This window comes from Paenibacillus konkukensis, assembly GCF_023523925.1.
Classification (GTDB): Bacteria; Bacillota; Bacilli; order Paenibacillales; family NBRC-103111; genus Paenibacillus_S; species Paenibacillus_S doosanensis.
The window spans coordinates 1,826,471-1,848,916 of the sequence record NZ_CP027059.1 but is presented as its reverse complement, the minus strand read 5'-3'; the positions used below and the strand labels follow the sequence as shown (position 1 = coordinate 1,848,916).

General features: G+C 50.8%; 18 protein-coding genes. 17 read left to right on the top strand and 1 reads right to left on the bottom strand.

Going from position 1 to position 22,446, the window contains the following annotated elements:
* Positions 1-12 precede the first annotated feature (12 nt).
* Both SK3146_RS08080 and SK3146_RS08075 read left to right on the top strand, forming a co-directional pair.
* Positions 13-1,449: a response regulator transcription factor gene (locus SK3146_RS08080; RefSeq protein ID WP_249864599.1), complete on the top strand. Its 1,437-nt coding sequence runs from the start codon at positions 13-15 to the stop codon at positions 1,447-1,449.
* Positions 1,450-1,486: 37 nt separating this feature from the next.
* Positions 1,487-3,289 carry a sensor histidine kinase gene (locus SK3146_RS08075; protein ID WP_434006865.1) on the top strand — a complete coding sequence of 601 codons (1,803 nt, stop codon included), beginning with the start codon at positions 1,487-1,489 and terminating at the stop codon, positions 3,287-3,289.
* A 77-nt stretch (positions 3,290-3,366) separates the two neighbouring features.
* Here the strand turns inward: SK3146_RS08075 and SK3146_RS08070 are convergent, their stop codons facing one another.
* Entirely contained in the window at positions 3,367-4,800 is a 1,434-nt protein-coding gene (locus tag SK3146_RS08070; RefSeq protein ID WP_249866222.1) for an alpha/beta hydrolase, read from the bottom strand.
* A gap of 140 nt (positions 4,801-4,940) precedes the next feature.
* Here SK3146_RS08070 and SK3146_RS08065 point away from each other — a divergent pair, with 140 nt between their 5' ends.
* The 15 genes from SK3146_RS08065 (at position 4,941) to SK3146_RS07995 (ending at position 22,426) form a co-directional block, all read left to right on the top strand.
* Entirely contained in the window at positions 4,941-6,224 is a 1,284-nt protein-coding gene (locus tag SK3146_RS08065) for a hypothetical protein (RefSeq protein ID WP_249864597.1), read from the top strand.
* Positions 6,225-6,271: 47 nt separating this feature from the next.
* On the top strand, positions 6,272-6,589 hold the full coding sequence (locus SK3146_RS08060) for a hypothetical protein (RefSeq protein ID WP_249864596.1): 318 nt from the start codon (positions 6,272-6,274) through the stop codon (positions 6,587-6,589).
* A gap of 249 nt (positions 6,590-6,838) precedes the next feature.
* The gene (locus SK3146_RS08055; protein ID WP_249864595.1) at positions 6,839-8,254 is read left to right on the top strand and encodes a sulfatase; all 1,416 of its coding nucleotides are present in this window, start codon (positions 6,839-6,841) and stop codon (positions 8,252-8,254) included.
* A gap of 87 nt (positions 8,255-8,341) precedes the next feature.
* A complete protein-coding gene (locus SK3146_RS08050) occupies positions 8,342-9,775 on the top strand; it encodes a sulfatase family protein (protein WP_249864594.1) in 1,434 nt (477 codons plus the stop codon).
* 126 nt (positions 9,776-9,901) lie between these two features.
* Positions 9,902-12,208: a helix-turn-helix domain-containing protein gene (locus SK3146_RS08045; protein WP_249864593.1), complete on the top strand. Its 2,307-nt coding sequence runs from the start codon at positions 9,902-9,904 to the stop codon at positions 12,206-12,208.
* A gap of 273 nt (positions 12,209-12,481) precedes the next feature.
* Positions 12,482-13,297 (top strand): ABC transporter permease, encoded by an 816-nt coding sequence (locus SK3146_RS08040; protein ID WP_249866221.1) that lies wholly within the window; start codon positions 12,482-12,484, stop codon positions 13,295-13,297.
* Between the two features lie 12 nt (positions 13,298-13,309).
* Positions 13,310-14,206, top strand: a complete 897-nt coding sequence (locus tag SK3146_RS08035) for a carbohydrate ABC transporter permease (RefSeq protein WP_249864592.1) — start codon at positions 13,310-13,312, stop codon at positions 14,204-14,206.
* Positions 14,207-14,228: 22 nt separating this feature from the next.
* Positions 14,229-15,875 (top strand): extracellular solute-binding protein, encoded by a 1,647-nt coding sequence (locus SK3146_RS08030; RefSeq protein ID WP_249864591.1) that lies wholly within the window; start codon positions 14,229-14,231, stop codon positions 15,873-15,875.
* A 140-nt stretch (positions 15,876-16,015) separates the two neighbouring features.
* Positions 16,016-17,605: a sensor histidine kinase gene (locus SK3146_RS08025; protein WP_249864590.1), complete on the top strand. Its 1,590-nt coding sequence runs from the start codon at positions 16,016-16,018 to the stop codon at positions 17,603-17,605.
* Complete coding sequence (locus SK3146_RS08020) at positions 17,590-17,838, top strand: ATP-binding protein (protein WP_249864589.1); 249 nt, start codon at positions 17,590-17,592, stop codon at positions 17,836-17,838. Before SK3146_RS08025 ends, SK3146_RS08020 begins: the two co-directional genes overlap by 16 nt.
* Positions 17,832-18,050: a hypothetical protein gene (locus SK3146_RS08015; RefSeq protein ID WP_249864588.1), complete on the top strand. Its 219-nt coding sequence runs from the start codon at positions 17,832-17,834 to the stop codon at positions 18,048-18,050. The genes SK3146_RS08020 and SK3146_RS08015 overlap by 7 nt, the downstream gene beginning before the upstream one ends.
* Positions 17,953-18,918, top strand: coding sequence for a helix-turn-helix domain-containing protein (locus SK3146_RS08010; protein ID WP_249864587.1), 966 nt, complete (start codon positions 17,953-17,955; stop codon positions 18,916-18,918). The genes SK3146_RS08015 and SK3146_RS08010 overlap by 98 nt, the downstream gene beginning before the upstream one ends.
* Before the next feature lie 82 nt (positions 18,919-19,000).
* Entirely contained in the window at positions 19,001-19,960 is a 960-nt protein-coding gene (locus tag SK3146_RS08005) for an ABC transporter permease (RefSeq protein WP_249864586.1), read from the top strand.
* 4 nt (positions 19,961-19,964) lie between these two features.
* The gene (locus SK3146_RS08000; protein WP_249864585.1) at positions 19,965-20,831 is read left to right on the top strand and encodes a carbohydrate ABC transporter permease; all 867 of its coding nucleotides are present in this window, start codon (positions 19,965-19,967) and stop codon (positions 20,829-20,831) included.
* A gap of 38 nt (positions 20,832-20,869) precedes the next feature.
* A complete protein-coding gene (locus SK3146_RS07995) occupies positions 20,870-22,426 on the top strand; it encodes an extracellular solute-binding protein (protein ID WP_249864584.1) in 1,557 nt (518 codons plus the stop codon).
* The last annotated feature ends 20 nt before the right edge of the window (positions 22,427-22,446 follow it).

Below are 22,446 nucleotides of genomic sequence, written 5' to 3'. Positions count from 1 at the left end.
AGGGGGGTACTTATGTATAGTGTTATTATTGTAGACGACGAACCGTGGGCGATCAAAGGAATACGGAATGTATTTAACTGGAATCAATACGGCTTCGAGATAACAGGCCAATTTACAAGCGCCCATAAGGCATTGGAGTTTATATGCGAGAAGCGTCCCGACCTGGTTTTTACAGATATAAGAATGCCCGAAATTTCAGGTCTCGACCTGATGAGGATGACCAAAGAGCAGGAATTGGACGTTGAATTCGTTGTTGTAAGCGGTTTCGCCGAGTTTGCGTACGCACAGGAGGCTTTAAGGTTCGGCGCATTGGATTATTTTCTGAAGCCAATCGATATGGAGCTGGCAGATCCGTTAATTGAGAAGCTGGCATTGCATTTTTCCAAAAAGAGAAGCATTAAAAATAACCTTATATTAGAAGCCCTCACCTCAACGGATAAAAGCGAATTAGAGCGCCTGACTCCGCTTTTCGGCAGCGCCGCCGAATGTTACTACCGCGTCATGATCGTTTATTCCCATAGCGAGAAAAAGAGTGACAGCCGTCTCAAGCTATTCGATAGCAGTCATACGTTGGAAGTTGAATTCGGGTCCAAAAAGACATTGTATATTTGCAAAAGTGAACAACAATCCGATTTGGAGAAAATCTTGGATTCTGCGGTTGTCACGGGTTCTGATCGTAAAGCGATAGGTCTCAGCAGTATTTCTAACAGCTATCAACCTATTTCGAAGCTGATCAAGGAAGCGGATATCGCAGCGTCAAAAATATTTATACATGAAGAAGAAGGTCTATTTGCCTATGAACCCAAAATAAATACGGTCAAACCGTTAATAGATAAAATCTCCTTGATGATCCAAGAGAAAAGCTTTGAAGACATGGACGACATCGTTCATCGGCTTAAGCCGTTCTTCAAACAACATAACTTGGGTATGGGAGAGGTCGTTTATTTATGGAATCAAGTGGTCAGCGTATTGCTTGGCACCTGTTACGAAGAGCTGCGAGATATGGAGCTTGATTTCCTGAACTACTCCGAGCTGAAGGAGCGCTTTGAAAACTTTGAGTCCTTATGCAGTTTTTTATACGATATTTTTCTATATATAAAGCAGCTGAACGACCAGCCTGCGAACGAAGGAGATATCCACTCTCATTTTGCCCAGATGATCAAATATATTGACAACAATTTCCAGAATAGACTGTACCTTAGAGATTTATCGGCCCAATTTTTTATCAACCAGGTCTATTGCTGCCAGCTATTTAAGAAAAATTTGGGCAAAACCTTTTCCGAATATGTAACCGAATTGAGAATAAAAAAAGCTTGCGAGCTGTTGAAGCATACGGAATGGTCCATTGAAGAGATTGCGACCAAAGTGGGATATATGGATTACTATTATTTCAATAAGGTATTCAAGAAACAATGCGAGGTAACTCCTACCAGATTCAGAAAAAGTTAACGGTCGGGTATGGATTTGCCGGATCGGAGTGGGGAAGTTGCAGATCAGCAGACTGAAGCTCAAGCATCAAATATTGCTCATATTTTTATTTTCGGTCATTATATTTACCGCCATGGAGTTTTACTTCTATTATAGCTTTTATAATTTAACCCAGCAAAGAGCGGCCAATTACGGGAATAAAATCATCGAACAAACCCGCCAAAAGATAGATTCCGTGTTTAACGATATCAAAATCAGCACGAACATCGCTGTTAACAATAAAAAAATACAGGAATTTACCATTGCGGACGATGACTTCAAGCGGGACTTTGATATAGGCAATTACGTTATCGACTTATTGGAATATATGAGATCCTTTAATTCTTATGTGAACGGCATTGTGATTAATGACAACCAAAATCGGCGAGTTTACAGTTTAACTACGGCCAACGGCGATATTTTCTTTAAAAATCAATATGACCAATTTATCAATACATATAAAAATGATCGCATGTCCGCGGAAAAAGGAACGTTCACACATATATTAAAAGACGAAAAAACAGGAAGCGAGTATTTCTTTTATATAGAACCGATTATCGAGTCGATTGGCGGCGTTTATTTCTCGCAACGAACAGGCTATATTTCCGTTATGGTGAATACGGAGAAAATTCAGCAGCTTGTTGAAAATACCGAGCTGACGCCTCACTCCACGTTATACATACTAAACAGCCGAAATGAGGTCATTGCCTCCAATAATGCAAATTCCCGCGGCATCTTATTCGAAGATATTCTTTCTGTAGACAGGGACACTTTAACCAACGGGGTCAAAACCAGCATCAGCGGGGAGGACGTCATCGTTCAGGAAAAAGGCCTGGAGCAGGCGGACGGATGGAGCATCGTCAGCGTGATTCCGGTTCATGAATTAACAACGGACATGAACGCCATCCGGAATATGAGTATTATAGCGGGAATCGGCATTATTCTCAGTATGATGACCATGGGGTATTTTTTCTTGAACAATCTGACGCGGCCTGTGATGGGCCTGGTAGCCGATATGAGAAAAATCGGTGAAAGAGATATGGGCTTTAGGGTGAAGGTGCGCTCAACCAATGAAGTCGGCGTTTTGGCATTTGCCATTAACAATATGATCGATAAGATGGAGGAAATGACCAAAAATATATTCAACACGCAGGCGAGGCTGTATGAGTCGGAGCTCAGCAAAAAGCAGGCTGAATTCTCGGCCTTACAGAGCCAAATCAATCCTCATTTTCTGTATAATACGTTAAATTGCATAAGCAGTATCGGACTGGAATACGGCAGCAAGGAAATCGCGCAAATCACTTCTTGTATGTCCAAAATATTCCGATATAGCGTCAAAAAAGACGATCTTGTTCTGATTAGCGAAGAAATTCAATGCATTAAGGCCTATATGAACATTATTTCCATTCGATATGAAAATAAGTTTTCGATGGAAATGCATGTCGATGAACAGCTGCTGAACATGAAAACACCCAAAATGATACTCCAGCCCATCGTTGAAAACTCGGTCTATCACGGACTGGAGAGAATGGACGCGGGAGGACATCTTCGTGTCAGCGGCCATATAGATGCCAGCGGAGACGTATGTTTTCAAGTATTCGATTCCGGCAAAGGGATACATATCGATGAGCTTGAACGTATTAAAGCGAAGCTGAATTCGGACTATTCGGAGAAAGCGGAAACCGGCGCGGCCGGGAAAAGTATCGGTCTGTCCAATATTAATAACCGCATCAAGCTGCTGTTTGGAGAAGGTTACGGGGTGGAGATCGAAAGCCGGATCGGTTATGGAACTACGGTGACCGTGAAGATCCCTCATATTTGAGGCGCTCCAGATGTTCGGACGCGAAAGGGACGGGCCTTGAGAGACTGATCGACACAGCCAAGGCCCTGAAGCTCCTTTCAGATCATTTGTTGAAAGGCGGCGGACATGCTCCGATCCCCCAGCTGCTCGTAATAGCGGCTTAAACGCTCAGCCGACAGCTGCATACGGGCGGCAATCTGCTCCTTTAACCGCACCGACCAATCGTCGGAATAGCCGATTAAATAATGATGGCTGCGAATCACTTCGGCATAACGAAACAGGGCGTCTTCCAGACGGTCCCGGTTTTCTTCGATGCGGTCGTTCATTAGTACCCGGTGCAGCTCATAAATATCGCAATGCACGTCGGCCTCCAAGGAGATATATTCACGGTCCGATGTAATGATAGAAGGACAGCCGTGCTGTGAGAACAATGTTTTCAAGTAATTTAGACTGACCCGCAGCTGGTTTTGAGCGCTGAGCAGGTTTTTGTCCGGCCACAGATCGTCAAGCAGCTGATCGCGCGATACTTTTCTGTAGAAGGTTAAATACAAAATCAGCGTCTTAGCGAATCGTTGGTTCCAACCGTATTCCATCGGCAGCTCATTGATACGGATGGAAAATTCACCTAGAAATTTCATCATAAGAACGGGAGCGGGCTGTGGAAAAGGAAACTGCGCGAACCTTTCCTTCATTTTCTTATGGATCTGTTTCAATTCATCGCTTGATTCGGCCGCGAAACCGTAGGACTTCGTTAAAAAGCGCCTTATATGCCTTAACGTTTCCTGCGGCTGGTCGATAAAAACCATGTTGGACGCATCAAGAATGTTGACGTATTCCGAACGGGGAATAAACCCGCTGGCAACCAATGAGCTGTACGGCGTAAATAACGAGTCGTTCTCGCCGGACATCACGAGCGCCGGCATGCTTAATCGTTTGAGCTCGGAAATCCAATCGGTGTCCACAACCAAATGGCAGCAGTGAAAATGCATGTCCAACGAGCATGCCCTGAGCCCGCTGTAGACGACTCCCCATGCTTGAGCGGTATGATTGTGCAGCGTAATGTTAGGCAGCACATGCGAGATCAGCTTCTCTTTGCCGAATTTTTGCACAAGGTTCTTCCTGAATTGGATATAGGTACGGGTTTCCTCAACCGGAAAAAAACAAGGGGTTGAAATCAAACAAACCGTGCGGACAAGATGGGGAAACCGGTTGGCAAAAATGACCGCAAGATTGCCTCCCAAATCATGTCCGATAAGATGATACCGCTCCAGTCCCAGATATCTGGTCAGCGCTATTAAATCCTCGCACAGCTCCTCCCACGAAGGAAGCTTCGTTTGGGACGGACTTCGGCCATACCCCGGGAAATCCGGCAGCAGGAGATGGTAGTTCTCCGCCAAGCCATCCGTAATTTGAAACCACGACTGCGAATTCAGACCGTTTCCATGCAATAAAATGACGACTTCCTCGGTGGCCGCCTCCGAACGCCGATATTCGTAATAAATTGGTGTGCGGTTTCTGTCGATATTAAACATTTGCGTCAAATGCGATCCCCTCGTGCCAGCGACTTTTGTACTACATTGTAATGATTGTGTAATGGTACTTTTAGCATACTGAACTTGCGCATAAATGTACAGATTTTGTCAAAATAAATGATAGGGCGAGGGGATACTTGGTGCTCAGGCTGAAGACAACCGCCTTGCTGCTGCTAATGACGATCGGCCCGGTCAGCCTGCTCAGCGCCTGTACCGGCGAGCAAGCGGCCGATACGCCGGCATTGGCGGTAAGCGGGATGAGCGAGAAAGATCGTGCCGAAACGCTGCTGAAGCAAGCCGCGGACAAGATGAGCCGTGTGACCAGCTTCGAGGCGACTGTGCGTGCGAAAGGCTCATCGGGGCCGACGACAGAGCAAATCATGATTCAACATATCGATAAACAAGAGATGTCCATTTATATGGATGCGGGTAAGGGCAAACAATCGCTGATGCGATTCAGCAACGGTATGGCAGAAACGTATAATACGTTTCCCTACGATCAATGGAGCAAGAAGAGCGAAACCCGGTTCGACCCGGTTCAAACCAATGTTCATTTGGATAAGCCGGCGTTCGATTTGCGGCAAACGATCCAATTGGACGGATTGCAGGACCTTGCGGTAAACGAGGATCAACAGCATGTGACCATTACCGGAAAAACCCCGTCGGTAAGCAGCTCGTTCGTCGGCGCGACCGGAAAACAAAATCAAATGAGCGCTGAAGCCAACTTTCAAATCGTTCTCAGCAAGGATACGGGATATTTGAGCGGAATGGTTGTAGATTCCAATTCCGCAGTAAACGGCAATGCGCGAAATATCCATATGGAACTAACCGTATCCCATATTAATTCGGCATCGCCGATCATGACGCTTGAGGACGTCAGGACGAAATTAAGCATAGAAGAAGCGGAAGCGCAGCAAGCAAGGGCAGCCGCGTCCGCGTCTTTACCCAAGTGGCAGCCCGATGTCAGGTATCCGAAAACAGCCGCCGACGGCGCGGTTATTCATCAGGAAAAGCATCCTTCCGGCACCAAGTTTGTATACGTCACGGGAAAGAGATGGGAATACAGAGCAACCTTGCGGCCGAAAGCCGACGGCACGCACACCCACTCCCATTATATACTGTACCCTCTGGTTCTCGGCGAAAAAGTTGCCTGGAAAGATGTGAAAGTGTATATATCCAAAGATAACCGCTTTGACGATCAAACGCCGTACTGGTCGCCGCCGGATGAATACTTCGACGGCAGATTAATGGAAGGGGTAGGAATGCCGATGGAGAAGCTGGAGTCTTATCCCGATGTCGCTCCTGTACTGTATTGCAAGGTTGTATACGACATTGAAGTCACTCGAACCGAAGATCAAACGACGCATAGAGAAACCGGCGAGGAAACGCTGATCTTCAAAAAAGAGTATATGGACGAAATGTAGCGTTTCGTTACCAACTATCCTATTAAACCGATGGAGGGATTGTTTCCATGCATCATTTGCCCATTTGGTGGATTCTGTTACTGGTGGTCATTATCGTTTTGAATTGCTTCAGGATTTATCATCAATTTGTTAAGCCTGCAAAGATTCAGGGCGCCGTCAAGAGGCTGGGCGGCAATTTAAACGATGCCGGGGTGCGCGAGTTTATCCAATTTATCGGCTCCATGAAAATTCCGAATCAACCTAAGGCTTGGAACGCTTGCCGAGCTTCTTACGAATTGGTTCGATCGGGAAAGGCGGTATCGGAAGAACTGAAGGAGGAACTGAAGAGAACCTTGCTAAGCGCCGGCGTTAGCGGGATTCGCTAAATGACGAGCCGGAACCGGGGAGAGCATCTGCGAAGATGCTCTCCTTTTCCTATTTGGGGCGGGACGGGCGCCGGCGCAAAAAATGCACACTGTGCAAACGAAGCAAATCCGCGATATCATCTAATGCACACCGATATCAACAATCGCTTATTTACGTAAGAGCGCGGGCTGCTTTATGCTTTAGAATGGGTGAGGATTTGAAAGCGTGGCACCCCAACTTTTTAAAACAGAAAGGGAGTTCGTACAGGGATGGAGCTCGAAAACAAGAGTAACGGCAAACCGAATGTCATTTTCATATTGGTTGACGATTTGGGCTGGGGCGAGCTTGGCTGCTACGGCAACACGTACAATGAAACGCCTCATATCGATGCGCTGGCGAAGCAAGGCGTACGCTTTCCGGCCGCTTATGCCAGCGCCCCTGTCTGCAGTCCGTCCCGCGCCGGGCTGCTCACGGGGCAAGTGCCGCCGCGCAACGGAATCACGGACTATTTGAGGCCGGACAGCGAGTGGTATCTTCCTCTGAATCCGGAGCTTGCTTCCTTTGCCGATCACGAGCTTCCGGACGATACGGAGTTTCGGTTAGACCCGCATATGGTGACGATGGCCCAAATGTTCCGGCAGGCGTCCTATCATACCGGGATTATAGGGAAATGGCATCTGTCCGGTTACGGCGAGCAGGGGGTTAAGCACGGCCCGGATCAATACGGCTTCGAAGAAGTTATTCTCTCGGAGCAAGTCGGCATTGCCGGGGGCAGCTATTTCCATCCGTACAATCGGGTCGATCCTTCGATCGAGCCGGTGCTCGGCGACAATGAATATTTGGTGGACCGGATGAATTACGAGGCCGTTCAGTTTATTAAACGGAATCATAACGCGCCGTTCTTCTTATATCTTAGTCATTATGCCGTACATACGGATTTGGCCGGGAAACCGGAGGATGTCGACTATTTTGTCCGGAAGGAAAGCGCGCGCGAGCAGCTGGGCGAGCCGTTAAACCGGACGAAACGGGACAATCCGGTGCTGGCCGCTATGCTCAGAACTATCGACGACGGCGTCGGGATGATCCGGCGAACCTTGGAAGAGCTCGGTCTGGACCGGAACACCCTCATCGTCTTTACAAGCGATAACGGCGGCGAGGCTAATATTACGGTGAACGGCCATTTGCGCGGAGGCAAATCGATGACCTACGAGGGCGGTCTGCGGGTACCGCTGGTCGTTTCCTGGCCCGAAATCGTGCGCGGCGGGCTGGTCTGCCATGGGCCGACCATTAATTTGGATTTTTACCCGACGTTTGCGGAAATTATCGGTTACAAGCCTCCCGAGAGTCATCTATTGGATGGGGTATCCATCGTTTCTTGGCTGAAGGGAGAGACGCCGCCGTCCGGACAAGCGGAACGGCAGTTTTACTGGCACTATCCGCTGAACAAGGAGCATTTTTTGGGCGGCAGGTCTTCGGTGGCCCATCGCGCGGGCGACTGGAAGCTGATTGAATATTTGGACGATCGCTCCGCCGAGCTGTATAATTTGGAGAAAGACGAGACGGAATCGCTCAATGTCGCCGATCGGCAGCCGAACCAGCTGAAAAAGCAGCATGAGTCGATAAAAAGCTGGCTGAAGGAAGTCGGCGGGGAAATTCCGCCCTCTCAAGGCTTGAAGGAGCTGTAGGGAGAGCCGAATACAGCAGAAATGAAAGCGTTTACCACAGCGGCAGCGGCGGTCAAACCAATTTCACACAGTCAGGAGCTGAAAAGCATGACGAAACCGAATATTTTGTGGATTTGTACGGATCAACAGCGATTCGACACATTAGGCTGCTACGGCAATTCGTACGTGGATACGCCTAACATCGACCGGTTGGCGGCGAACGGGGTGCTGTTCGAGCGGGCCTATTGTAACTCAACGGTATGCGCGCCCAGCCGGGGCAGTTTTTTGACGGGAAGGTATCCCAAAACGACGGGGCTGCGCAAGAACGGCCAAAATATCCCGGAACGGGAGCGGCTTGTCACGAAGCTGCTGCATGACGCAGGGTACAGCTGCGGCCTGGCCGGGAAGCTCCATTTGAGCGCATGCCACCCGAGCGTATGCCATGGAACCGAGCGGCGCATCGACGACGGATACGATATGTTCCACTGGTCGCATCATCCTGCGGATCAATGGGCCAGCAACGAGTACAGCCATTGGCTGAAAGCCAAAGGGAAATCGTATGCGGCAAGGGCGGTCGAAGCATGCGAGCATGTCGTTTGCGGCCCCGATGCCGAGGATCATCAAGCCGCTTGGTGCGCCGAGAAGGCAATTCAGTTTATTGAAGCGCATGAAGGAAGAGAGCGGCCCTGGCTGTTCTCGGTCAATATATTTGCGCCGCATCATCCGTTCGATCCTCCCGAGAGCCATTTGAACAAGTATCTTGATATGCTTGACCGAATCCCGCAGCCGAACTATACGGAGGGCGAGCTGGATACGAAAACAAGCTATCAGCGCAGGGACCATCAAGGAGCGTACGGCAACCGGAACCTGTATCCGTTTGACCGGATGAGCGAGCAGGATCGCCGCTATGTGACGGCAGCCTACTGGGCGATGATCGATCTGATCGACGAACAGGTCGGCAAAATGACGGACGCCCTGGCACGAACCGGACAGCTCGACAATACGATCGTCGTGTTTATGTCCGACCACGGCGAATTGCTCGGCGACCACGGCGTCTATTTGAAGGGGCCGCATTTTTACGAGCCGTCCGTGCATGTTCCGCTGATCGTGTCATGGCCCGGGCATTTCCGCCAGGGCGTTCGCGTCCGCAGCTTTGTCGAGCTGGTCGATCTGGCGCCCACCTTCCTGGAAGCGGCCGGGGAGGCGGTTTACCCGGGAATGCAGGGCGCGTCTCTCATGGGACTGCTGAAGGGCGAGACGGAAGAACACCGGGACGACATCTACTGCGAAACGTATGAAACGAAGAGAGGGAATTTCTCCGGCGGCTACAGCTTGATGGTGCGCGATCATACGCATAAGCTCGTGCTCTACGATTCGCAGGACGACGGGGAGCTGTACGATCTTATCGCCGATCCCGGCGAAACGACGAATGTATGGCACTCCTCCGCCCATGCCAGCGAGAAATTACGGATGATGGAACGGCTGTGCCGCCGGATCGCTCAAACCGCAGATCCGCTCCCGGAAAGACTCGCTCCTTGGTAAGCAGGAAACGGGCACAATGCGAAATGCACTCCTTGCGACGGACGAAGGAGTGCATTTTGTTCAGAAACCCGGCGATGCCGCTTAGGAGCGCCGCAATGCTCCATTCGATTAAAGGGGGAGACGATATTGAACAAAGAACGGCGCCTGAAGATGGAATCTTTGTTGATGATCCGCTTTATACTCCCGCTGCTTATCGTCCTAACGATGTCGCTGATGGTCGTGGTGTGGCTGTATATCCGCACGGCGGATCTATTGGGGGAAGAGGTGGAGACCTCCAACCGTTTGCTGCTGGAGCAGGGGATGAATGTGCTCGATAAGCGCTGGGAAGCGATCGATACGTTCATTCGGCGCGTCACCGAAGACCCCAAGGTGGTGAGACTGCAGCAAATCGCCGAGCCTTTCAGTTCATCGAATTTGTACCGCACCATTGAAGCGCGAAACAAGCTTCAGGATTATTACAGCCCCAACGAGCTGATTGCCGGCTATTACATATTGTTCAAAAACAACGGTCTTGTCTTGAACAACGATTACACCGCAAGGCTGGAGGATTTCGCCGAGTATGTACGGTATCCGGAAAGACCGGAACATTATTTGCAATCGCTGGTTCAATCGTACCATTACCGGGATATGACGCCCGCCGAGCCGGTAATACGGCAGGACGGAGAAACGCTGCTGACCTATATGCGGTCATTCGGTTATGCCAACCGTCCGAACGGGACGGTTCTCGTGCTGATTCATAATAGCGAAATTACCAAGCTGTTCAACGGCTTCCGAACGGACCGCGGATGGGCCTATATTGCCGACGAGAAGGGGAACCTGCTGACAAGCGTCGTCGGGCCGGGCGCCCAGCTGCCCGAGCAGCGCCTCCCGCTGCCGGCCAGCAGCGGCGTGATGAACCGTTCGGTCGGGCAGGACGACATGGTTGTCACCTACGCCACATCATCCTATAACGGCTGGTCGTATGTAGCGGCTCAGCCGGCCAAAATCGCCCTGAAGAAAATAACGTATATGAAAGAAATGACGACGACCGTATTTTTACTATTTATGCTGCTGAGCTGCCTGATCGGAGTCTATATGGCTTACAGAAGCAGCAAGCCGGTCCGCTCGATCCTCCAGACGCTGGCTTCGGGCAGTGTCGGCTTGACGGCCCCGAAGCGCCAGGGAGCCTTCGGCATGATCCATCAGAGCGTTGCCCTGCTGCTCGCCAGCCAAAGGGAGCTTCAGGACAGCATGGAGCGGCAGCTTCCTTTCTTAAGAACCGCTTTTTTCGAAAGGCTGCTGCGCGGCCAGTTTCAGTCGGAGGCGGATATGGAAGCGGTCAGAGAACATGCGCGAATCGCGTGGGTCGGGTCAAGCTGCCTGGTCGCCCTGGTGACGTTCCCGAAGCGGGCGGCCGTTTACCGTACCGCCGATATTGAGGCGCTGAACCGCAATAAGCGGTTGGCCCGGGAGCTGGCTCATGAATCGGATGCGGACAACCTGTTTACTCATGACGTGGATGATGACAAGCTCGCGCTGCTGATGCAATTCGACATGGAAGATGCCGGGCTTATATACCAGCAGGCTAATCGGCTGCTGGAGCAGCTGCAGCTCAGGCTTCGCCAGGAATGCGGCATTATGGCCGTGATCTCGGCCGGAAACGCATATGCGAGCCGAATGGACATAGCCCGGTCGTTCTCGGAGGCTCAGCAGGCGTTAGCGCGCAGCACGGATGGCCGCATCGTCTGGTTCCGGGAGCTGCCGCCGAATACGGGAAGCTGCTATTACCCGGAGAGCATGGAAACGCGCTTGATCAACCTCGTCAGAACAGGCCGCACGGAGCAGCTGCAATCGCTGCTGGAGGAGCTGTATCAGCATAATTTCGTGCAGCGGAGCCTCCCCGTATATATGCTCAAGGTGTTTTATTTCGATCTGCTGGCCAGCAGCTTCAAAATATTTCCGGAAATCGGCGAATCCCCCGCAGGGCAGCAAGCTGCGGAGGAGTTGAACGAACCCGCCGATAATGCGGAGAGCATCGAAGCGCATTTCTTGCAGCTCAAGGTCAAACTGGAATCGATGTGCGAGGCCGCCGCCCGGCAGCGCGCCGACCACCAGCAGCAATGGTTCCTCGACATCTTGGAGCAGGTGAAATCCGGTTATTCGGACCCGCAGCTGTCGCTTGCCCTGCTGGCGGATCGCTATGACGTAACAGAGGCGCATCTGTCGAGGCTGTTCAAGGAAAGGATAGGGATCAACTTTATTGAATTTACCGAAAACCTCCGGATCGAGCATTCCAAACGATTGCTGCTGCAAACCGGTCTGCCTGTAAGAGAAATCGCGGTCAGCGTCGGCTACAGCTCCTCCAGCACGTTCGGGCGCGCCTTCAAACGATCCGTCGGGATCAGCGCCATGGCCTTCCGGAACAGCGAAAAATGGGAAGCGGACAAAAATTGACGTATGCTTCGCAGCTGCACATCGCTTCATATCAATTGCTGCAGATGCTGCAAAACGTTCCTATTTACGGGTGAACGGCCCGCTTTGTATAGTAAAGCTGTCCCGGCCGGACGTCAACATGCCGCAGCAGCGGATTTCCCGAGTAAGGAGTGATTCCGACGAGTGATCCCGACTAACAAAGCCCGAATTTCACGACAAGTGCTTAGAGGCTGGCAGCTGTATCTTTTGCTGATTCTTCCGCTTTTTTACTTGATATTGTTTCGTTACGCCCCGATGTACGGAGCGCAGATCGCCTTCAAAAACTATTCGATCACCAAAGGCATCTGGGATAGCCCGTGGATAGGGTTTAACCATTTTATCCGTTTTTTTAACTCGTACGATTTCTGGCGCATTATGAAAAACACGCTGCTGCTCAGCGTCTATCATTTGACGGTCACATTCCCGTTCCCTATTCTGTTCGCGCTCGGGCTTCATTATATTGCGAATGTAAAATTCCGCAAGCTGATGCAGCTGATTACGTACGCGCCCCATTTCATTTCCGTAGTCGTTATGGTAGGGCTGATCATGCAGTTTCTGTCGCCCAGAACCGGTCCGATGGCCGCCTTCGGCGAATGGCTCGGATTCCAGATGCCGAATGTAATGGGGGATGCCGCCTGGTTCAAATCGGTGTACGTATGGTCGGACGTCTGGCAGCATACCGGCTTCTCCTGCATCATCTTTCTTGCGGCGCTGGCCGGGATCGACCCTGCGCTGCACGAAGCCGCGCTGATGGACGGTGCTTCCAAGCTGCGCCGCATTTGGCATATCGATTTGCCGGGCATTATGCCGATCGCCGTCATTTTGCTAATTCTCAACGTCGGGCGCATATTCGATCTGGGCTTCGAAAAAGTGCTGCTTATGCAAAACCCGCTCAATACGCGAAGCTCGGAAATTATCGATACGTACGTGTACAATACCGGCTTGAAATCGATGGTGCCTAACTTTTCATACGCTTCGGCGATCGGGCTGTTCAAAAATGTGATCGCTTTCATCCTCGTCATGTCGGTCAACCAGCTATCCAAAAAATTCGGCCAATCGAGCCTGTGGTAGGAGGCGATGCATATGGAACAGGGGAACATCAAAGATTCGGGCGGCGACCGCCTGTTTAACGCGGCCAATTATGCCGTCATGATTCTGATTCTGCTGATCGTCTTATATCCTGTCGTCTTCGTCGTCAGCTCCTCCTTCAGCGCCAAGGAAGCCGTCGCTTCCGGGAAGGTGCTCCTCCTGCCGATAGGCTTCAGTCTGGAAGGATATCAAGCCGTATTTCGCGATCCGGCGGTGCTCAGGTCGATCGCCGTTTCGATCGGGTATACGGTTGCCGGAACGTTCATTAACGTGGTGCTGACGATCATGGCCGCTTACCCGCTGTCCCGGCGGGATCTTAAGGGCAGAGGCTGGTTTATGGGACTGTTTGCTTTCACGATGTTTTTCAACGGCGGGTTAATCCCGACCTACTTGCTGGTGAAGGACCTGAATTTGCTCGACACCCCTTGGGCGCTGCTGCTGCCGACGGCCGTAAGCATTTGGAACATGGTCATTACGAGAACGTATTTCAACGCGACGATTCCCGACGAGCTGCTGGAAGCGGCGCAAATGGACGGCTGCAACGATTTGCTCTTTTTATGGAAGGTCGTGCTGCCGCTTTCGGGACCGATCGTCGCGGTGATCGCTCTATACTACGGCGTCGAGCATTGGAATCAATATTTCAACGCATTGATGTACATGAAAAATCCCAAGCTGTATCCGCTGCAGCTCGTTCTGCGCGAAATCTTGATTCGCAGCCAAGTCACCGCGGACATGATGGGCGACTCCAAACAGATGGCGGAGCTCGCCGGGTTGTCCGATCTGCTGAAATATTCGTTAATTGTCGTAGCTACGGCTCCGCTGATGCTGGTATATCCGTTTGTCCAACGCTATTTTGTCAGAGGCGTCATGATCGGCGCTTTAAAAGGGTAAAGAAAATGCAGGGAGGGTCACTATGAAAAAGTTTGCATTTATTTCCATATCCATGCTGTTGCTGGCGGCCGGCTGCAGCGGGGGCTCCGGGGAAGAAGCCGGCGCCGATACGCGCCAAGCCGCCGAAGCGCCTGCCGAGCCGAGCGCGGCGGCAGGAACGTTTCCGATCGCCAAGGAGAAGACGACGCTGAAAGTGCTGGCGGTAAAAAGTCCTTACGTGCAGGACTATACAACCAACGAATTTACCAAATGGTTCGAGGAGAAAACCAATATCAAAGTGGAGTGGCAATTCGCTACGCCTCAAGAGAGACAGGAGAAGCTGAATCTCGTGCTGGCCGCAAACGATCTTCCGGACGTCATCGTCGGGTTCGGCGTCTCTCCCGCCCAGCAGATGGTTTACGGACAGCAGGGCATCTTCCTCCCGCTCAACAAGCTGATCGATCAGTTCGGCGTGGAAACGAAGCAAATATTCGAGAAATATCCCGAAATCAAGCAGGCAACGACCGCGCCGGACGGACAGATTTACTCGCTGAGCACGATTGACCGCAATCCGCATACGATGCTGCCGCAAAAAATGTGGATCAATACGGAGTGGCTGAAGAAGCTGAATCTGGAGATGCCGAAGACGACGGACGATTTTGAGAAGGTGCTGAAGGCGTTTAAGGAGCAAGACCCTAACGGCAACGGCAAAGCGGATGAAATTCCGATGATCGGCGGCGTGCAGGATAAGCTGACCGGCGTCGACAGCTTCCTGCTGAATTCCTTTATTCTTAACGATTACAACGCCAATCAGCTGATCTTTGGCGACAAGGGCGAGATTGACGTCAACTTTAATAAACCGGCCTATAAGCAGGGGCTGCAATATTTGAACAAGCTGTATGCCCAAGGGCTCATCGCTCCGGAATCGTTCACCATGAATAACGATCAAATGAAAGCGCTGGTCGAGAACGGGGACGAACGGGTCGGCGTCATCTCGTCCTCCACCCCTCAAGCGTTCTCCAATATAGCGGGCACGCGATGGCTCCATTACAAGACGGTGCCCCCGCTGCAAGGACCCGACGGCTTGCGGCAATCGCCTTATCGGTATTACGGCTTCAACGGCGGCGGGCTGCTCATTACGAAAGCGGCGAAAAATCCGGAGCTTGCCTTTCGCTGGGCGGACGCGCTCTTCAACCAGGAGATCGGCATGGCGGCCAACATCGGTCCTGAAGGCGTAGGCTGGAGGAAGACGGCCAATAACGAGACCGGGCTGAACGGCAAGCCGGCCGCCTGGATACGGTTGATCGCTTTCGGCACGCAGCAGAACAACAGCTGGATGCAGACGACGCCGTATCATTTCTCCCGCGAAATGTTCGAGGGGCTGGCCGCGGGCCCGAATGAAATTCCGCGCGTTCTATACGAGGAAACCCAGAAAAACTACGAGCCGTATAAATCGAAGCAAGAACAGACCGTTCCGCCCATTTTCTTCGACGATCTGCAGTCCTCGGAGCTTAGCGATCTGGAGAAGACGATCAAAGATTATGTCAAGGAGATGACGACGCGGTTTATTATCGGCGACGTATCCGTCGACAAGGAATGGGATACTTATGTGAAGACGCTTGACAGCATGAATCTGGCGCGATACATTCAGATTTATAATGAAGGGTATAAAGCGCAGTACAAAAAATAACGAGCAATGAAGCGTACGCAGCCCCGCGGCTAAGTACGCTTTTTTTTACCACAAAAACAAGCTACCTGTAAAAATCGGAGTGTGATAAAATGTGTAATGCTTATCGACATTCGACAATCTTTTATTGAGGTGGAGCGCGCATGAATCTGCTTATGCTCAAATTTAGCTCTATACGTGCCAAATTTATTCTTCTGTTTACTTTCTTCTTCCTGCTCCCCTTTATTTTGTTCGGCTCCATGTGGTATCATCGCTCCACCCAGGTCATTGAAGACAATGCCGTTGCGTCCGCTCAGAAATCGATTCAGCAGACGGATCGATATCTGAATTATTATTTCAACGATTTGGAGCGCAGCACGCTTCCTTATATTACGCATCCGCTTATTGAAGCTTTTATGAAGCTTTCCCCGGACGACGAATACCAAAGGTATATCATTACCGCACAGATTCAGAATCAAGTGATCGATCAGGTAATATATGGCAAAAAGGAAATTTACGGATTTTCCATTTATTCCGATAGCGGCATGTCGGTGTCCAATCTGTCGTCGACGATGGATTACTGGAAAAACCGCGACATCGTCAAGCTCGAACCGAAGGACGTGCGAACCGTAAGCTACAACAGCGTCCATTGGGAAAATCAAAGCCCGATTCTCACCATTAGCAGAGCATTTACGGTAAAGAACACCAAAGGATTGCTGCTTATCGATCTTCGCATCAAGGATATATCGGCCTTAATCAGCAGCGTCGGCTCCAGTCAAACGGGATTAACCTGGATTGCGAATGCAGAGGATACGATTGTGCTTCACCCCGACCAAAGCCTTATCGGCGGCCCCGTACCCGATTGGTATTACGAGCACATTAAAAATCAGGAGCAAGGCTCCCTTATTGTAGAAGATTCCGGAGTGAAAAAGCTCGTCGTGTTCGAACGGTCGCCATTGACCGAATGGACGTTAATATCGGAGGTGCCGCTGGCCGAATTAACCGGAGATTTGTTCTCGCTGCGCAACGTTACGATCATCGTCTTTATGGCCGTCTCTTTGATTGCGCTGCTGGTCGTGGGGGGATTCTCGCTCCGGCTTACCAACGCGCTTTCGAATATGCGCAGATTGATGAAGCGGGCGGGCAGCGGCGAGATGTTCGTCCGGGCGCATGTCGCCCAGGGAAAGCAGGATGAGCTGTACGAATTATACGAAAGCTTCAACCAGATGGTCGAGCAGCTGCAGCGATTGATCAATGAAGTCCACGCTTCCGAGCTCCGGGAGAAGGAGCTTGTCATCAAGCAGCGGGAGACGATGCTCAAATCGATGCAGGCGCAAATCAATCCCCACTTTCTGTATAACACGCTGGAAGTCATTAATTCATACGCCATTTTGGAAAATATGATGCCGATCAGCCGAATGGCGACTTCTCTTGCCGCGTTGTTTCGCTACAGTATTACAAGCGGAAGCGAGGAAGTTTCCTTGGATGAGGAAATGGCGCATATCCAAACTTATCTGGACATTCAGAAAGAGCGGTTTGAAGAGCTGACCGTCGAGTTTCAATTCAACCGGGCCGACTTGCGGCATATTCAAACGCTGCGCCTGACGATCCAGCCTCTGGTCGAAAATGCGTTTCGCCACGGTTACGATAAGCATGAACGCTATCCCGAGTTTATCGGCATCTCAGGGGAGCCCGCCCCGGAAGGCTACCGGCTGCTGATTATGGACAAGGGGGCGGGATGGAGCCCGATGTGATGGACGGGCTAAACCGGATGTTCGCTTCCGCGAAAGAGAGCGAATCCGATTGGCCCGGCCAAGAGCCGGATCGGGCGAATTCATCCGGACATGTCGGCTTGTGGAACGTCCATCAGCGCTTACGCTTGCGCTTCGGCGCTCCTTACGGGCTGCACATTGTCAAGTCGGATCAAGAAGGTACATGGATTGAAGTTCGTTTGCCCAAATGCGAAGGAGAGAATACGGGATGCTGAGAGCGATTATCGCCGACGATGAAACGATGATTAAGAAAAGCTTGAAGGTCATTATGGAAAGAACGGGATTGGCGGAAGTCATCGGCGCGTTTACGAACGGCCGGGACACGCTGGATGAAGGCCAACCCGGCGGATTTGCTCATTACCGATATCCGCATGCCGGTGATGGACGGTTTGAATCTGATCGCCGCTCTGCGCGAAGCGGGGAATGAAACGGATGTCATCATATTGACCGGCTACGGCGAATTCGAATATGCGCAAAGAGCGATCCGATACGGAGTGACCGATTATTTGTTAAAGCCCATTGTACCGGACCGGTTAGTCGACATGCTGGAGCAGATCCACGCCAAGCATGAGCGCCGGACGATGCTGCGCGAACGGCGTCAGGAGTCGCTCTGGTATTGCAGGCAGCAGGGAGAGCGGCTGTCCCGGCTGCTGCGGGATATGGACGGCGCGGCCATTCTTGCGCTTCTTGACGAGGTTCACGAATATATTGCCCGATGTTACGGCGACCATCGGGAAGTTCACCAAACGTTTTACGCCGATTTGTTAGCGTTTTCCCGCAATGAGCTGCTAGCGGTTTCCCCCGATCTGGGAGGAGCCATTCAAGCCGGCATCACGCTGCCGGAAGAAGAATCGATTGACGAATGGAAAGTTCGGGTCCGCCGCCGGCTGAGCGAATGGATGCTGCAGATGGCGAACGTACGAAGCCATGGAATGGCGCTGACCATGAAGAAGGCGTTAACGTATATTCAAGAGAACATCTATAACGAAAATTTATCGCTGCAGCTGGTCGCCGATCAGTTGAACTTATCCGTATCCTATACGAGCGAATGCATCAAACAGTCGGTAGGCATTAATTTCACCCAATATGTAACCAAGCTTCGGATGGAGCGGGCCAAGGCGCTGCTGGCGGATTCGTCGCGCAAAATGTTTGAGGTCGCCTTCCAATGCGGCTATGCCGATTATGCCCATTTCACGAAAACGTTTAAAAAATATTACGGATATTCGCCGAAAGATTACCGGGCAAGCTTAAGCCTGCAACCTATCCATCCGGACGACCAATCGGCGAAAAATTGACAACCGGAGCCTCGCAAAACACATGTACCTTCCTCTTGCCGACGTTTACAATAACGTTAAATAAGAGGAAGGAGGATGAACGATGAGTAAAGGTCACGATGCGAACGCTGCCGTGTCCGCCCGACCGGCAAAGCAGCAGGCGCTGAAAAGTTCGTACGTTATAAAAAATTGGCAAATTTACTCCATGATTGTGCCGGGCTTACTATTTTTTGTCATTTTTAAATATATCCCACTGGCTGGCAGTATTATCGCCTTTCAGAACTATACCCCTTTCGGGGGCATACTCGGAAGTAAGTTTGTTGGACTCGAGCATTTTGTACGGCTGTTTAGCTACCCTGAGTTTTACCGCGTGCTCCGCAATACGCTGCTCATCAGCATGTACCAGTTAATCTTCGGCTTTCCTGCGCCGTTAATTCTGGCGCTGCTGCTGAACGAAGTGCGCAAGGTTGCCATGAAGCGATTTATGCAGACGATCTTGTATGTGCCGCATTTTTTATCGTGGGTCATCCTGGGAGGCATGGTCATGACTCTGCTGTCGCCCGATCGGGGGCTGGTCAACCACGTATTGAATTCATTCGGATCGGACAGCGTATTTTTTATGCAGCAGCCGGAATATTTCCGCAGCATTGTGGTCATCTCCGGCGTTTGGAAGGAAGCGGGCTGGGGAACCATCGTGTACTTGGCGGCGCTGACCGGGGTGAATCCCGAGTTGTACGAGGCGGCGGAGGTCGACGGAGCGGGAAAGCTGCGGCAAGTGTTTAGCGTCACGATTCCCGCCATTATGCCGACCATTATGGTTTTGCTGCTGCTGAAGATCGGGCATATGCTGGATCTCGGATTCGAGCAAATCTACGTTTTATTGAACCCGCTCGTGAGGGAAACCGGCGACATCCTGGACACTTATATTTACGAGGTGGGCTTGCTGGGAGGTCAATATAGCTATACTACGGCGATCGGATTGTTCAAGTCGGTAGTCGGACTGATTCTGATTCTGGGAGCCAATGCCATCAGTAAAAAAACAACGGGAGATTCGATCTATTAGGAGGATGGAGGTTGTGAGAAAAGCCAGTCTGTCTCAGCGATCGTTTGAAGTATTGAATTATTCGATTCTTGTGCTTGCTTCATTGACGGTGCTGATCCCTTTTTTGAATATTTTGGCCGGGTCCTTTAGCGGCGGGAATGCCATTTTGCAAGGATTGGTTACGGTCGTGCCGGTCAATTTTACTCTTGAGAATTACAGTGCCGTAATCCAAAATTTCGGATTTTGGAAATCGTTCGGCATCACCGTGTACATTACCGTAGTAGGCACTTCGCTAAACCTGATCTTTACGTCGCTGATGGCTTACGGGTTAGCCCGCCGGGATTTAAAGGGAAGGTCGGCGATCGTGCTGATCGTTTTGTTTACTATGATTTTTACGGCGCCGATCATTCCTTCCTATTTGCTGGTCAAATCGCTGGGCATGCTGAACACGTTATGGGCCGTCATGATTCCGTCGCTTATTAGCGGCTTTAATCTTTTGATTATGATCTCGTTTTTTCAAAATATTCCCGATGGATTAATAGAAGCGGCGCGCATGGACGGATGTCATGAATACCGCACCTTCTGGAGCATCGTGCTTCCCTTGTCCATGCCGGTGATGACAACGATAGGCTTGTTCTACGCGGTCAGCAACTGGAACGGTTATTACGCGGCGATGATGTACTTGCGCGATGCGAGCTTGTTCCCGCTGCAAGTGAAATTAAGGCAATTATTTGAGCAGGATAACGCCGGAGATATCCTTACGACCTTCTCGTCGACGGAAGGCATCAAGATGGCGTCGATTATCGTGGCAACCGTTCCTGTCATGCTGATTTACCCGTTCATTCAAAAACATTTTGTCAAGGGCGCCATGATCGGTTCGGTGAAAGGCTAGTATCCATATGGTTTGCATGTATATTGAGGGGGATCGCAATGAAAAAGAAAGTGATAATTACGTTAACTAGTTTATCTTTAACCGGAGGCCTGCTCGCAGGATGCGCCGGTAAGGATGATCATTCGGCTGCGAAAGCGAACGACGGGACTCCGCCGACCGTCAAGCTTGTTATGAGCGACCGCAATATGCCGTATATTCAATCTTCGCCTAACATTAATGATGATAAATATGTGAAAAAGCTGAGAGAGCTCCCGAAAACCGATGTGCGCATCGAAACGATCTCCCAGGGGGATTATTCCAAAAAGCTGAACCTGATGTTCGCCTCGGGCGAGCTTCCCGATGCGATCCAGGCCGTAAACGGCATCACTTCCCCCGAAGTGGCCGGAGCGTTAAACAACGGCGCGTTCTATGAATTGAACGATTTAATCGATAAATATGCACCCGGCTTGAAAACGAAGATTAGCAAGGAGCTGTGGGATTCGTCGCTTGTAAGCAAGGACGGCAAAATTTACGCCATCCCCCGCGAAGCGCCGACGCCGAACAACCGTATCGTCTACATCCGCAAAGATTGGCTCGACAAGCTCGGCTTGCAGGCTCCGAAGACCGTCGACGAATATTTGAACGTGCTGCGCGCCTTTAGAGACAAGGACCCTAACGGCAACGGCAAGCAGGATGAAATTCCGTTTATCGGCCGGAAAAATTTCGACTTTGGCTATGTGTTCTTCGGGGCTTACGACGTTAGCCCGGAAGGGTGGAAATATGTCAATAACCAGCTCGTTCCTAATTTCATTCGTCCGGAAATGAAGGACGCGCTGAAGCTTCATCAGCAAATGTATCAGGAAAAGCTGATCGATAATGAAATATTCGTCAACACGGCTGCAGATTGGGGAGCCAAAATCGAAAGCACGCAGCGGGTCGGCATGTGGATTCATGCGGCTGAATATCCGGATAAGACGGCGACAAGCTACAAAATCCTCACTCCGCCGATCGAGTTTATCAACATTCCCGCGCCTACGGGACCGGACGGAAAAGGCGGCAACCTGATCGGTTCAGTCGTCGATCCGCTCTCGACATGGGTCATTCCGAAAACCAATAAACATCCGGAATATGTGCTGAAATTCCTGGAATGGTTTTTGTCCGACGACGCCCAAAAGTTTTTGAATTACGGACTCGAAGGCGACGATTTTACGATGGAGAACGGCAAGATCACCTACAAGCGCTTAAGCACGAAAGCCGATGCCGACAGAGAGCAGATGCATCTTCAATGGCTGCGGTTAATCGGGCCAAGCAATATTCATGATCAGGAATTTATGAAAAATCGCGAAAACGGGCAGCTTGTCGGCGAAGCGTTGAAAATCGCTACAAGCGAAGGAAGGGTTAACGACGGCTTGGACATGCCGATTCCTCCGACATTGACGGTTAAGCCTGAGCTTCAATACACCGGCCTGTGGATGGAAACGGCCGCCAAAATCATTACCGGACGCGATTCTCTGGATAGCTTCGACAAGTTCGTAGAAGACTGGAAAAAACGCGGCGGAGATCAAGTCATTCAAGAAGCGACCGATTGGTACAAGCACAATAAAGGAATAAAGTAAACATAGGCATAACGAAGAAC

Bases quoted from the DNA above. Each gene is read 5' to 3' on its own strand.
- SK3146_RS08080 (WP_249864599.1), top strand. From the start codon at position 13: ATGTATAGTGTTATTATTGTAGACGACGAACCGTGGGCGATCAAAGGA.
- SK3146_RS08070 (WP_249866222.1), bottom strand. From the start codon at position 4,800: ATGTTTAATATCGACAGAAACCGCACACCAATTTATTACGAATATCGG.
- SK3146_RS08060 (WP_249864596.1), top strand. From the start codon at position 6,272: ATGCATCATTTGCCCATTTGGTGGATTCTGTTACTGGTGGTCATTATC.
- SK3146_RS08055 (WP_249864595.1), top strand. From the start codon at position 6,839: ATGGAGCTCGAAAACAAGAGTAACGGCAAACCGAATGTCATTTTCATA.
- SK3146_RS08050 (WP_249864594.1), top strand. From the start codon at position 8,342: ATGACGAAACCGAATATTTTGTGGATTTGTACGGATCAACAGCGATTC.
- SK3146_RS08040 (WP_249866221.1), top strand. From the start codon at position 12,482: ATGTACGGAGCGCAGATCGCCTTCAAAAACTATTCGATCACCAAAGGC.
- SK3146_RS08035 (WP_249864592.1), top strand. From the start codon at position 13,310: ATGGAACAGGGGAACATCAAAGATTCGGGCGGCGACCGCCTGTTTAAC.
- SK3146_RS08030 (WP_249864591.1), top strand. From the start codon at position 14,229: ATGAAAAAGTTTGCATTTATTTCCATATCCATGCTGTTGCTGGCGGCC.
- SK3146_RS08025 (WP_249864590.1), top strand. From the start codon at position 16,016: ATGAATCTGCTTATGCTCAAATTTAGCTCTATACGTGCCAAATTTATT.
- SK3146_RS08020 (WP_249864589.1), top strand. From the start codon at position 17,590: ATGGAGCCCGATGTGATGGACGGGCTAAACCGGATGTTCGCTTCCGCG.
- SK3146_RS08015 (WP_249864588.1), top strand. From the start codon at position 17,832: ATGCTGAGAGCGATTATCGCCGACGATGAAACGATGATTAAGAAAAGC.
- SK3146_RS08010 (WP_249864587.1), top strand. From the start codon at position 17,953: ATGAAGGCCAACCCGGCGGATTTGCTCATTACCGATATCCGCATGCCG.
- SK3146_RS08005 (WP_249864586.1), top strand. From the start codon at position 19,001: ATGAGTAAAGGTCACGATGCGAACGCTGCCGTGTCCGCCCGACCGGCA.
- SK3146_RS08000 (WP_249864585.1), top strand. From the start codon at position 19,965: ATGGAGGTTGTGAGAAAAGCCAGTCTGTCTCAGCGATCGTTTGAAGTA.
- SK3146_RS07995 (WP_249864584.1), top strand. From the start codon at position 20,870: ATGAAAAAGAAAGTGATAATTACGTTAACTAGTTTATCTTTAACCGGA.